Annotated in this window: 10 protein-coding genes, 1 pseudogene and 1 other annotated feature; of the genes and pseudogenes, 3 read left to right on the top strand and 8 right to left on the bottom strand. The window is 29.9% G+C overall.

The features are described 5' to 3' along the window. Positions 1-35 precede the first annotated feature (35 nt). Positions 36-1,790, bottom strand: coding sequence for an ABC transporter ATP-binding protein (locus BMY79_RS01365; RefSeq protein ID WP_022748573.1), 1,755 nt, complete (start codon positions 1,788-1,790; stop codon positions 36-38). An 11-nt stretch (positions 1,791-1,801) separates the two neighbouring features. After that, on the bottom strand, positions 1,802-3,583 hold the full coding sequence (locus BMY79_RS01360) for an ABC transporter ATP-binding protein (protein ID WP_027421841.1): 1,782 nt from the start codon (positions 3,581-3,583) through the stop codon (positions 1,802-1,804). A 254-nt stretch (positions 3,584-3,837) separates the two neighbouring features. Between BMY79_RS01360 and BMY79_RS01355 the strand changes: the two genes are divergently transcribed. Then, positions 3,838-4,944, top strand: a complete 1,107-nt coding sequence (locus BMY79_RS01355; protein WP_022748576.1) for a prephenate dehydrogenase/arogenate dehydrogenase family protein — start codon at positions 3,838-3,840, stop codon at positions 4,942-4,944. Between the two features lie 149 nt (positions 4,945-5,093). Here the strand turns inward: BMY79_RS01355 and aroA are convergent, their stop codons facing one another. From aroA to BMY79_RS01325, 6 genes are all read right to left on the bottom strand, one after another. Continuing rightward, positions 5,094-6,437 carry a 3-phosphoshikimate 1-carboxyvinyltransferase gene (gene aroA, locus BMY79_RS01350; RefSeq protein WP_022748577.1) on the bottom strand — a complete coding sequence of 448 codons (1,344 nt, stop codon included), beginning with the start codon at positions 6,435-6,437 and terminating at the stop codon, positions 5,094-5,096. Between the two features lie 113 nt (positions 6,438-6,550). After that, positions 6,551-6,892: a PilZ domain-containing protein gene (locus BMY79_RS01345; protein ID WP_022748578.1), complete on the bottom strand. Its 342-nt coding sequence runs from the start codon at positions 6,890-6,892 to the stop codon at positions 6,551-6,553. Positions 6,893-7,033: 141 nt separating this feature from the next. Continuing rightward, positions 7,034-8,086, bottom strand: coding sequence for a tRNA preQ1(34) S-adenosylmethionine ribosyltransferase-isomerase QueA (gene queA, locus BMY79_RS01340; RefSeq protein ID WP_022748580.1), 1,053 nt, complete (start codon positions 8,084-8,086; stop codon positions 7,034-7,036). 33 nt (positions 8,087-8,119) lie between these two features. After that, complete coding sequence (gene pheT, locus BMY79_RS01335) at positions 8,120-10,540, bottom strand: phenylalanine--tRNA ligase subunit beta (protein ID WP_074730330.1); 2,421 nt, start codon at positions 10,538-10,540, stop codon at positions 8,120-8,122. Between the two features lie 80 nt (positions 10,541-10,620). Beyond that, positions 10,621-11,640: a phenylalanine--tRNA ligase subunit alpha gene (pheS, locus tag BMY79_RS01330; protein WP_022748583.1), complete on the bottom strand. Its 1,020-nt coding sequence runs from the start codon at positions 11,638-11,640 to the stop codon at positions 10,621-10,623. 96 nt (positions 11,641-11,736) lie between these two features. Beyond that, positions 11,737-12,003 (bottom strand) — a binding site (T-box leader). Between the two features lie 34 nt (positions 12,004-12,037). After that, a complete protein-coding gene (locus BMY79_RS01325) occupies positions 12,038-12,805 on the bottom strand; it encodes a lysophospholipid acyltransferase family protein (protein WP_022748584.1) in 768 nt (255 codons plus the stop codon). A 182-nt stretch (positions 12,806-12,987) separates the two neighbouring features. Between BMY79_RS01325 and lexA the strand changes: the two genes are divergently transcribed. Beyond that, positions 12,988-13,605, top strand: a complete 618-nt coding sequence (gene lexA, locus BMY79_RS01320; protein WP_022748585.1) for a transcriptional repressor LexA — start codon at positions 12,988-12,990, stop codon at positions 13,603-13,605. A gap of 84 nt (positions 13,606-13,689) precedes the next feature. Next, positions 13,690-13,923: pseudogene (locus BMY79_RS01315) on the top strand (helix-turn-helix domain-containing protein); the annotation flags it as partial.

The raw sequence follows: 13,923 nt of genomic DNA, 5'->3' as shown, positions 1-13,923 counted from the left end.
ACTATAAATAACAATCACACCGACATTATTGTTTCTTAAACTATTTCAAACTGACTATTATATAAATCGGCATAAAATCCGCCTAATTCAAGCAATTGTTCGTGATTACCATGTTCAATTATGCTACCATTTTTTAACACTAAAATTGTATTTGCATTTTTTATGGTCGACAATCTATGCGCAATTACAAAACATGTCCTTCCCTCAGCTAATTTATCCATTGCTTTTTGGATAATAAGTTCTGTTCTTGTATCAACAGAGCTAGTAGCTTCGTCTAAAATAAGCATTGGAGCATTTAACACATATGCTCTTGCAATTGTAATCAACTGTTTTTGTCCAGCTGATAATGTTGTTTTATCATCTAAAACTGTGTCATATGCATTAGGTAACGCTCTAACAAATTTATCCAATCCTACTGCTTTACTAGCTTTAATTATTTGTTCATCACTTACATGAGATAAATTGTATCGTATATTGTCTTTAATAGTTCCTTCAAATAACCATGTATCTTGTAAAACCATTCCAAACATTGAATGAACCTGTTCTCGTTTTAAATCTTTTATATTTTTTCCATCAATTTTTATCGTTCCCGAATTTGTCTCGTAGAATCTCATTAATAAATTTACTAATGTACTTTTTCCAGCGCCTGTAGGACCTACGATAGCAACCTTTTCACCTGGTTTTACCTCTAAATTAAAATCATTTATTATGATTTTATCATCTGTGTATCCAAAAGAAACGTGATTAAATTCTATATGTCCTTTGACATCTTCAACAACGTCTGTTTTATGGCTTTCATCTTCTAATTCGTCTTCTCTTAAAAATTTAAATACTCTTCCACTTGCAGCTGCAGTTGCTTGTAATGATGTAATTGCTTGTGCCATCTGTGCTAAAGGCTGTGTAAACAATCTAATATACATCATAAAAGCTACTATTGTTCCAATTTCAGTCATATCTTTTTCGACCAAAATTGCACCTGTAACACATACCGCAACATATCCTAAATTACCTATAAACGTCATTAACGGCATCATTAATCCTGATAAAAATTGACTTTTCCATGCTGAACTATATAGATTTTCATTAATTTCATTAAATTTTGTTATTTCTTTATGAGCATCGTTATAAGCGACTATAACATTATGTCCCGTATATGTTTCCTCTATTAAACCATTCAAATGACCTAGTTCTTCTTGCTGTTGTCCGAAATACTTTTGTGATTTTTTGGTGATTAAAATCATTACAATAAACCCAATTATAGTTGCTACTACACCTGATAACGTCATTATCCAATTTGTCTTTGTCATCATAAATAAACTACCAAAAAACATCGTAATTCCGGATACCAACGTTCCTATACTTTGATTTAATGACTGTCCAATTGTATCAACATCATTAGTAACTCTTGATAATGTATCACCGACTGTTGTCTGATCAAAATACTTTAATGGTATTTTATTTATCTTATAAGAAATATCTTTTCTCATTTTGTTGGTAATCTTTTGTGTGCATGTCGCCATTATGATTCCCTGACTTGTATTGAAAAGAAAGCCTAATACATATAGTATCGTGAGAATTGTAACAATTTTCAAAATACCATCAACATCCATCGCATTAGTTACAATACCTTCTGCAATTTTATTTGTTACCTCTTTTAATCTATCTGGTCCAATAATATTGAAAGTTGTTCCAAAAATAGATAACATAAATGCTACAACTATTGGAAAATAGTATTTTCTACAATAACGTATTAATTTTTTCATAGAATCTCCAAAATTAAACTCTTCCATGTTCTCACCCCTTACATATCTTTCTTTATTTCATCTTCTGAAAGTTGAGAAATGGCAATTTCATAATATACTTTACAATTATTTAATAATTCCTTATGAGTACCATAGCCAACCATTTTTCCTGCATCTAAAACAACAATTTTATCTGCATCCTTAATTGTTCCTATTCTTTGTGCAACAATTAAAGATGTTGTAGATGATTTTTGCTCCTTTAATTGTTTTCTCAAAATTTTATCTGTTTTATAATCTAATGCAGAAAAAGAATCATCAAACAATAATATTTCAGGTTTTCTCGCAATTGCCCTTGCTATAGAAATTCTTTGTTTTTGTCCACCTGAAACATTATTTCCACCTTGAGCAATTGATGAATCTATTCCTTTTTTCATTTTATCAACAAATTCTTTTGCCTGTGATATTTCAAGTGCATCATTTGCTAGTTGCTTAATTTCACCTTCTGCAAGATTATCAATATTATCTCCAAACATCACATTAGAAAAAATACTTCCTTTAAAAAGAACAGCTTTTTGTGGAACATATCCTATTTTTTTTCTTAAAACATCTTTTGAATACTTTTTAATATTTTCACCATCAATTAGAATTTCACCTGATGTAACGTCAAAAAATCTAGGTATCAAATTTATCAATGTACTTTTACCACTTCCTGTTGCACCAATAAATGCAATTGTTTCACCTTTTTTAGCCTTAAAACTAATATTTTCAATTGCGTAATCACTCGCATCAGGATACATAAATCCAACATTTTTAAATTCAATTGTTCCTTTTTCCTCTTGATTATTTGTAGTAATTTGTCCATCAAAAATCTTACTACTTGTTTCTAAAACTTCATTTATACGATTTGCAGATATATTGGCTCTTGGAAAAATAAAAAACACAACTATCAACATCATAAATGCCATAATAACTTGAAGTGCATATGATGAAAATACAACCATATCTGAGAATAACTGAAATTTAGTTCCAATATCTTTAGCATCTTTAATTAAATACATTCCTATCCAATAAATTGCTAATGGCAAAGAAGAAATAAGTAAAGACATCATTGGGAAAACAGAAGCCATACTTCTTCCGGTAAATAAATTTGTCTTCATTACATTTTGATTAGCAATATCAAATTTATCTTCTTGATACATTTCTGCGTTATACGCTCTTACAACTCTTATTCCTGACAAATTTTCCCTCGTAACTTTATTTAAATTATCTGTAAGGATTTGTAATTTTCTAAATTTAGGCAAAACTAATGCTATCATAACTGTTAAATAAAACATCATGATAAAAACTGTTACCCCTGTTGCAAACGACCATCTCCAATTTTTATTAGAGATTTTAATTATTGCCCATGTTGCTAATATAGGTGCCTTTATAACAACCTGTAATCCCATAGCAATTAAAGTTTGAATTTGAGTAACATCATTAGTTGTACGTGTAATTAATGAATCTGTTGAAAATGCATTAATTTCCTCCATTGTAAATGTCATTGTTTTTTCATATACTTCAGAACGCAAACGTTTTGCTAAGCCAGCTGCAACTTGAGCTGCTAAAAATCCTACAAAACATGATGCTAACATACTTCCTAAGGCACACAATAACATATATAGCCCTTTTTCCATTATATCACTAACATGTCCGCCACTTTTTTCTTCAAGTAACTTAGTAATATCCGCCATATAATCTGGTAATTTCAAATCTAGTCCTACTTGTAAAACAATAAAGCTTAATGCAATTACAATAAATAGAACTTCTTTTTTAGTGAATTTTTTGAAAATTTTTAACATTCTACTTTCCTTTCCTGCTTTTATACTTTCCTTTCCTGCTTCTATAAGCAATACAATTTAATTGCCCTTAATTAAATTATACTATACTATTTTAATATTAATTATTTTCATATACAATATTCAATTTTTAAAATTTGTATAGATTTTAAAAATATACCTTTTTATAATTTAAAAATTTAAACCAATAAAGTGTTTGACTAACCCAAAAAATATAGTACAATTAAAAGTAACTTAGACGATATTAGGAGGACTTTATGAAAATAAATAAAATTGGTTTTATCGGATTTGGATTAATTGGTGCCTCGATTGCAAAAAAAATTAAATATGATAAACCAGAAACAGTAATTATTGCAACTGCAAAACACGAACAGACTATTATAGACGCATATAAACTAAATCTTATAAATAATGATACTTTGTTATCATTAAACTCATTTAACGACTGCGATATTATATTTTTATGCGCACCAGTAAAATACAACATTGCATATTTAAAAAAATTAAAAGATATTATAAAACCTTCTTGTATAATAACAGATGTTGGTAGCACCAAAAATGAGATACACAAAATGGTATCAACTCTTAATTTAGAAAAAAATTTTATAGGTGGTCATCCGATGACGGGATCCGAAAAAGTTGGATTAGCAAATGCTAATCGTTACCTTTTAGAAAACGCATATTACATAATTACCCCAACTAATGAAACAACTGAAGAAAATTTAAAGGATTTTTCTAAGTTTGTCTCTTCATTAGGTTCAATTCCGCTTATTTTAAACTATAAATTTCATGATCATGCAACTGCTGCAATAAGTCATCTTCCTCATATGATAGCTTATTCTCTAGTTGCTTTAATAGAGGAAATCGATAATAATGAACAAATAATGAAAACAATAGCTGCTGGAGGTTTTAGAGATATGACAAGAATCGCCGCCTCTTCTCCAGCTATGTGGCAAAGCATTTGTATGTCAAATACAGAAGAAATCACAAACTTAATTGGTAAATTTCAAGAAAAACTTTCTTCCCTAAAAGAAATGCTACTTACTAATCCTGAATCCAAAGAATTGTATGCTTTTTTTGAAGATTGTAAAGAATACAGAGACTCTATGCTAATTCCTGTTTCAAATTTACAACAAATGACTTTTGAGTTATATCTTGATTTAATCGATGAAGCCGGTAGTATAGCTACAATTGCCACTATTTTAGCTACAAATCAAATCAGCATTAAAAATATCGGAATTATAAATAATCGAGAATTCGAAGAAGGCGTTTTAAGAATCGAATTTTATGATGAATCATCCTTAAACAAATCAAAAAACATTTTAAAGGCTAAAAATTACACTATATATCAAAGAAAACAATAACACTCGTTAAATGAGCCATAACTTAAAGTGAATTATCATTTTAAGTAAATCATAGTTTTATATTGTCATGGTTTCAAAAAGAATTAAAACTTGCAAATTATTTTTTCTTTGCAAGTTTTAATTCTTTTTTACTTTTAATAAACTATTTTTTAATATAATCCGTCTAAAACATCAAAATAATTTTCAAATGTTTTACGGCAACATAATGGATTTTCTATAATTATTTTTGCATTTCTAATTCCTAGTAATGAAAACGCCATTGCAACCCTATGATCCTCATATGTTTCAATTACATTTATTTTTTTTCTTTCTACAAGCATCTTATCAAAATCATCTACTGGATATATTACCAAATCAAGATTATCGTCTTCTTTTTTAATAATTTCGGTTTTAACATTTACTTTTTCCAAATTTGAAATAATCGCATTAACTCTATCACATTCTTGGAATCTTATATGTCCGATATTTTTTATGCAAACATTTGAATCCGCATACACAGCTATGGCTGATAATGTTAAAGCTTGATCTGAAAAAGATGATAAATCCCAAGTACCGCCTTTTAAGTTAACTCTATTTTCTAATGGCGAAATAATAATAATTTCCCCATTTTCGTCTTCTAATACATTACATCCCATATCTTCTAATACTTCAAGGAATTTGATATCGCCTTGTAAAGATTCTTTTTTTACATTTTTAACTTTAACTTTTATAGAACAAATTGCTCCTAATGCATAAAAATAACATGCTGCTGATACATCTGGTTCCACTTGATAACTCGAGCAACTATATACTGAATCTTCTTTTATCACATATACTCTTTCTTCAAGTTGTTTTACTTCTACTCCAAATTGTTTCATCATCTCAATTGTCATACGTACATATGCCATTCCATGTGTCCCATCAATTTTTATTTTAAAATCTTTTTTTAAAATTACTGATGAAATTAATAACGCACTTAAAAATTGGCTACTTTTGTTAACATTTACAGTTATTTCATCTTTTAAATTTTGCATATGTTTATTACATATTTTTATTGGAAAATGATATTTTTCTCCTAAATATTCAATATTAGAACCTAATTCTTCTAAGCAAATTAGTAATTCCTTCATAGGTCTTTTTTTCATTTGTTCCGAAGAATTGATTATAAATTCACCTTTATTCAAAGCACAAAAAGCAGTCAAAAAACGGGCTGCTGTTCCAGCACTTCCAACATCTATTGTTGCTTTTTGTTTTGGAATTATTCCTCCTTTTCCCTCTATGGAAACTGTTTTGTTTTTTTCATCTACCAAAACATTGAACCCTAAATCACATAAAGCCTTTAAAAAATGTCTAGAATCATCACTAAATAAAATCCCATTAACTCTACACGTTGTATTTGTCATAGCAGCTAATAATAATGCTCTATTAGTAATACTTTTTGAGCCTGGGACTTCTACCACAATTGGTGATTTCCTATTCAATTTTTTTACACGGTATTCATTCATCATTTTCATATCTAATTCTCCATAAATTCTGTTTTTTTTACAATTATAAAGCAAGAGAGCGTGATTACGTAATCACACTCTCATTGTCTATCTTAATTATTAAAATATAATCATATCTTTAATTAAATATCGTTGAATATTTGATAAATATCAATCTTTAATGCATCTGTATCCGTCATTCCTATGAAAACACATCCATAATGATATGAACCATCTTCATTATCTTCTCTACGAACGATTTCAATAACTGCATCTACAACTTCTTGAGTCCATATTTGAATTTTTGTATCATAATAAGTACCAACGTCGAGCTTCTGATTAGCCGAAAAACCTATCCCACTTCTTGAAATATCAGTTACATTAACATGAACATATTTTAATGTAGTTATACCCTCTTGATCTAAACGTTCTAACTGAATCGAAACATCTAAATCAAGCCTTTTATGTTTACGCTTCTCTTCCATATCTTCTTCTCCTTTATGTTAACATAAGTGCTGGTATTACTTACCCTGTCTAATTTCAAACAAAGCCTCTATACATAATATAATATTACAACAATTCAACTTTATCAACAATGTTTTTTGTGAATTTATTATTTTTAAATACTATTGTTTTTCATCTCCAATAATATCATCTGTAATAAACATTGCATCTCCGAAACTAAAGAAACGATATCTCTCTTCTATAGCTTTTTCATATGCACTAAGTACATGTTCACGTCCAGCTAATGCTGAAACAAGCATAACAAGAGTTGATTCTGGTAAATGGAAATTTGTAATTAAAGCGTCAATGACTTTAAATTTGTATCCTGGATATATAAAGATTTCTGTCCATCCACTTGTCTCTTTTAATACGCCATTTTCATCTGAGGCAGATTCAAGAGTTCTAGTACTTGTTGTACCAACTGCAATCACTCTATTTCCATTTGCTTTTGCCTTATTAATTTTATCAGCAGCTTCTTTTGAAACCATATAAAACTCTGAATGCATATGGTGATCTAATACATTTTCAACTTTTACAGGTCTAAATGTACCTAAACCAACATGCAATGTTACTTCAGCAATTTCAACTCCCATATCTTTTACCTGTTGCAATAATTCAGGTGTAAAGTGAAGACCTGCTGTAGGAGCTGCTGCTGAACCATCATATTTTGCATACACTGTTTGATATCTATTCTTATCTTCTAACTGATGTGTAATATATGGTGGAAGTGGCATTTGTCCTAATTGATCAAGAATTTCTTCGAATATACCTTCATAATAGAATTTAATCAATCTATTACCTTCTTCTATTATATCGACAACCTCACCAACTAATATACCCTCTCCAAAAATAATTCTAGTACCAACTTTTGCTTTTTTTCCAGGTTTAACTAATGTTTCCCAGATATCATTTTCTTTTCTTTTTAAAAGAAGGATTTCAATTTTAGCCTGTGTATCCTCTTTCACACCATATAATCTAGCTGGTATAACCTTTGTATTATTAATTACCAAACAATCTCCTGGCTTAAGAAAATGTTTAATATCTCTAAAATGTTTATGTTTGATATCTCCTGTAGCCTTATCTAATAACAATAATCTAGAACTTGAACGATCTTCTAGCGGATCTTGAGCAATAAGCTCCTGTGGAAGGTCGTAATAAAAATCTTTTACATCCATTTTATAACCTCTAAAATCTTTCTATATACATATTTATGCTCTAAGTTCAATTCCTAAGTCTTCAAGACCATTTAAAATCTTTTTCATAGCCTTAGCAATATCATTTTCCTCAAGATTCTTTTCTTTTCCTCTGAATACTAATGAATAAGCAACTGACTTAAAGCCTTCTTTAATCTGTTCACCTTCATATACATCAAACAATTTATAACTTTCTAAGTATTGACCTCCTCTTTGATCAAATACCTTTTCAATATCTCCTACTAAGATTTCTCTTGGAACAACCATTGAAAGATCTCTTGTAGATGCAGGGAAATTAACAATCTGCTTATATTTATAATCAAATGAAGCATTAGCAGTAATTAATTCCATATCTAAAACCGCAACATAAACTCTATCTTTAATTGCATAATTACTTGCAACTACCGGATGAACTTCACCAAGATAACCAATTACTTTACCATCATAAATGATATTAGCTTGTCTTCCTGGGTGAAGATAATTTAAGTTAGATTCAGGTGAATACTCAACTTTCTTTCTCATACCAACTGCTTCGAAAATTTCTTCAACAAATCCTTTCATATCAAAGAAATCTCCTTCTCCATACATACCAAGAGTGAGTTTCATTTTCTCATCTGGTAATTCTGTAATTGGAAGTTGTTTTGGTAAATACACATTACCTAATTCATATAACCTAACATCCTTATTTCTTCTTCCAAAGTTAGTTGATAATGATGTCATCATTCCATTCATTGAAAGAGTTCTCATTATTGAATAATCTTCTCCTAATGGATTAGCAATTTTAATTGCTTTTCTAGCTTCATCATTTTCATCTAAAAGTAATTTATCATATACTTTTGGACTTTCAAATGAATATGTCATTGCCTGTGAAAATCCACAATGCTCTACTGTACTCTTTACAATCTTCTCAATGTGGTGTTTGAATGAAATTTTACCTACAGTTGACTGTCCATTTGGAAGTGTTGTAGGAATCTTATCATATCCATAAAAACGTACAACTTCTTCTGCTATATCGGCATCACATAATAAATCCTGTCTCCAAGATGGAACTTCAATTTCATTAGTTTGACTATTATATACTAAATCGATTTTCTCTAAATAAGAAATCATAGTCTCTTTATCAATATCTGTTCCTAATAATTTATTATATTTTTCTGGCTCAAAAGGAATATTTACTCCTTCTCTCTTAACTGGATAAATATCAATTGCGCCACCTACAACTTCACCAACTCCTAATTCTTCAATTAATTGGCAAGCTCTATTCATTGCATCTAACGCCAAATTAGGATCCAAACCTTTTTCGAATTTTGATGATGCATCAGTTCTCATACCTAATTTTTTGCTAGATAATCTAATATTAGTACCATCAAAACAAGCTGCTTCAAAAAGAACATCTTTTACATTTTCTGTAATCATAGAATTTTCTCCACCCATGATACCAGCGATACCAACTTGTTTTTGTGCATCATTAATTGTTAAAGTATTACTATCAAGTACTCTTGTCTGACCATCTAATGTAATAAATTCTTGACCATTTTTAGCAGTATCAACAATAATTTCTCTACCAGCTATAGTTGACAAATCATAAGCATGCATTGGCTGTCCCATTTCTTCCATTACATAATTTGTAATATCAACTAAGTTATTAATAGGTCTAATTCCTTGTGCACGTAATCTTTTTTGCATCCATTCTGGAGAAGGAGCAAATTTTACATTTTTTACAACTCTTGCAACATATCTCTTACATAATTCATTATTTTCAACTTTAACTTTGATATAATCATTTACATCTTCATCATTTCCAACTTCAGTAATAACTGGTGGAACAAATTTTTTGTCAAATGTTGCTGCTGCTTCTCTTGCAATACCTAAAACTGAGAAACAGTCTACTCTATTTGATGTCACTTCATACTCTACGATTAAATCATCTAATCCTAAATATTCAATCGCACTTTGACCAACTGGTGCATCATCTGGGAGAATATAAAGACCATTTTCAGCAGCATTAGGAAACATTTCAGTTGTAGAACCAAGTTCGTCAATTGAACACATCATTCCAAATGATTCTACTCCTCTAAGCTTACCTTTTTTTATTTTAACTCCTCCATCGACTAACTTTCCATCATGTCCTCCAGCAACTCTACCGCCATCTAAAACAACTGGAACTTTAGCTCCTTCAAAAACATTTGGAGCACCTGTTACTATTTGAATTAATTCTTCTTCTCCAATATTAACTTGACAAATAACTAATTTATCAGCGTCTGGATGTTGCTCAATTTTTTCTACTTTACCTATAACAATTTTCTCAAGGTCTTTATCTAATCTAACGCCTTGTTCTACTTTAGTACCTGATAATGTCATTGCATCCATATATTCTTGATCTGTACACTCTAAATCTGGCACTAAATCTTTTATCCAATTTAATGATGTATTCATCCTATTATCCTCTCCATCTTTTTTGAATTTATGTAGTACTTCATGAAAAAATTATATATTTATTCAAAAAATACCATACTTTAAAACTGATTTAAAAATCTGTCATCATTTTCATATAATAATCTCATATCATCAATTTCGTACTTAAGAAGAGTTATTCTTTCTAATCCTACTCCGAACGCAAATCCTTGGTATTCATTTGGATCGATTCCACTCATTTTAAGAACTTTTGGATGTACCATACCACAACCTAAAATTTCAATCCATCCTTCTCCTTTACAAAAACGACAGCCTTTTCCACCACACTTAAAGCAGCTGATATCCATTTCTGCTGATGGTTCTGTAAATGGGAAATGATGAGGTCTAAATTTAACTTTTGTATCTTTTCCAAACATTTGTCTAACAAATTTAGTTAGAGTACCCTTCAAATCTGAAAAAGTTACATTCTTATCAATTACCATACCTTCAATCTGGTGGAATGATGGTGAATGAGTTGCATCAACTTCATCTGCTCTAAAAACTCTACCTGGAGCAATCATTCTAATTGGTAATTTTTGTTTTTCCATAACTCTAACCTGAACAGGAGATGTCTGTGTTCTAAGTAAGATTTTATCATTGATATAGAATGTATCTTGCTCATCTTTTGCTGGATGATTAGCAGGAATATTTAACGCTTCAAAGTTGTAATAATCTTCTTCGATTTCTGGTCCTTCTACCACTTCATATCCCATACCTGTAAAAATACGTTCAACTTCATTTTGTACCAATGTATTAGGATGTGAATGTCCTGTTTTTTTCTTTTTAGCCGGTAAAGTAACATCAATTACTTCAGCTTGTAATTTATGATTTAAAGCTTCATTTTCTAATTTAATTTTTGTTTCTTCTAAAATATTTTCTATTTGTTTTCTAGCTTCATTAACCATCTGACCAACCTTAGGTCTATCTTCAGGTTTAACTTCTTTCATACTCTTTAATACTGCTGTTAATTCACCCTTTTTTCCTAAAAAAGCAACTCTTACATCATTTAATGCATTTAAGTTTGATGCTTCTTTAATTTGGCGAATTGCATTATTTTTGATTTCTAGCAATTTTTCGTTCATTGTTGTCTCCTTTTTATTATTTATTAAATCAACTCTTTATTAATCTAAAAAGTTAAATTTTTAAATTAAGTAAAAAAAAAGCTTCATCCCTTACTTAATAGGGACGAAACTATAATCCGCGATACCACCCTGATTCTTATTTTATACACATAAAATTGTCATTCTTTATTCTATTCGAATTTCGTATAAAATAAGCTCTCAATAATACTTAACGTGTATTAACGTCGCAAGCTACAAAAAATTCACCCACGCAGCTCCTGTGTGAAATTTCGATTTCAAACCTAAAGTAAGGAAGCTTCCAGCCCATGACTTCCTCTCTCTTTACACGTATTTGAAACTACTTTGCACATTCACAGCTTTTAACATTTAAATATTTTATCATACTTATACTTGTAATTCAAGTTCTTTTAAAAGTCAAATAATTATTTTTCTTTTTTTCTCTTTCAAGCTTTAACTTTTCCTCATTTATTTTTTGCTCTATACGTTTTCTAACCTCTAAAGCTATTTCTCGAGTCTTCATACCTTTATATTCTTCATAATATATTGGTTCTAAATAATGTACGTATGTCATTATTTTTCCAAAATTAACAGCATTAAACACCTTATATGAATCAATTAAGGCCACCGGAACAATCGGTACTTTAGATTTTAAAGCAATTTTAAATGATCCTGGCTTAAAATCAGATAAAATATTCCTATTATTATTCTCATATCCACCCTCTGGAAAAATAATAACAGCTTTTCCTTGCTTAACTGACTCAGCCACCTGCGAAATAATGCCCATTCCCTGTCTTGGATTATTAATTTCTAGCCTTTTGCCATCAACTAAATCAACAAATTCTCTAACCAAAATAGTATAAGATTTTTTCTTATCCATAACAAATGAACAAGGTCTTAAATGCGTATTCATTATTCCTAATACATCATATTTTCCTTGATGGTTGGGATACATTATATATCCCGAATTCTTTGGTAAATTGTTATTTCCATAAGAAATTGTATGTATATTTCCAGTCTTATTCATCAAACTGATAACATGTCTTACTAACGAATATCTTTTTTCTTCTGAATAAATTTCTGGATGGTCTGCCCAAAATCTCATTTTAGGGATCATATACGGCGCCCTAAATAAATTCATAAAAATAACATAAAATAATTTAAACATAATTACTTTCTCTTTCCTATATTTTTTACCCATCAATCTAAAATTATATAATAAAGTTAAACTTTTTGCAATATAACCACCTTCGAATAATTAATTTGAACAGAATTTCTGAATATATGTTTGCATTTTATTCAATATTGTGTTATTATAATCTCATCATAAACATTATGGAGGTCAATTATATGGCATACGGAAAAATCTCCGTCAGACAAAAACAGATATTAGATTATATTAAATCTGAAATTACAAAAAAGGGATATCCCCCAACAGTTAGAAATATTTGTGAAGCTGTTAATCTTAGATCAACATCTTCAGTTCATGCTCATTTAGAGACATTAGAACGTAATGGATATATTAAACGTGATCCTGCAAAACCTAGAGCAATCGAAATTATAGACGAAAATTTCAATGGAATGCGCAATGAAGTTGTAGCTGTTCCTGTTGTAGGAAAGGTAGCTGCAGGTCAACCAATTACTGCTATTGAAAATATTGAAAGTTATTTTCCAATTCCAGCAGGTAATATGCCTAAAGCTGATTCATTTATGTTGAGAATTCAAGGCGATAGCATGATTGAGGCTGGTATTTTTAACAATGATTTAATTCTTGTTGAATCAGCTAACACTGCATCAAATGGTGAAATTGTTGTAGCTTTAATCGAAGATGAAGCAACAGTTAAGACTTTCTACAAAGAAGACGATCATATTCGCTTACAACCTGAAAATAGCTCAATGGATCCTATTATCGTTCCATCTTGCTCTATTCTTGGTAAAGTTACAGGTGTGTTTAGATTTTTTAAATAACACAAAAAGCCACTCACTAGTTAAAACAATGATATGTACCCTCTTTACTGGACAATGTAAAGTTCAGTAAGGAGGGTTATTTTTATGCGTTATAGTTATGAATTCAAAAGAAAATGTGTGGAAATGTATCGGAAAGGAATTCTGCCAGATATTCCCGATGGTATCACCAAAGAAGAATTTCAACACCAAATTAGAAGATGGACAAGAATTGAGGATGCTAATGGACCTACTGTCTTAAGGCACAAAAGTCAAAATAAATATTGGACACCAGAGGAAAAGTTAAAACTTGTATCTCAAGTCATTACTGGTAAATCCTGT

Source organism: Lachnobacterium bovis, from assembly GCF_900111325.1.
In the GTDB taxonomy this organism is placed as follows: Bacteria; Bacillota; Clostridia; order Lachnospirales; family Lachnospiraceae; genus Roseburia; species Roseburia bovis_A.
This window is presented reverse-complemented; position numbering and strand designations above follow the sequence as displayed.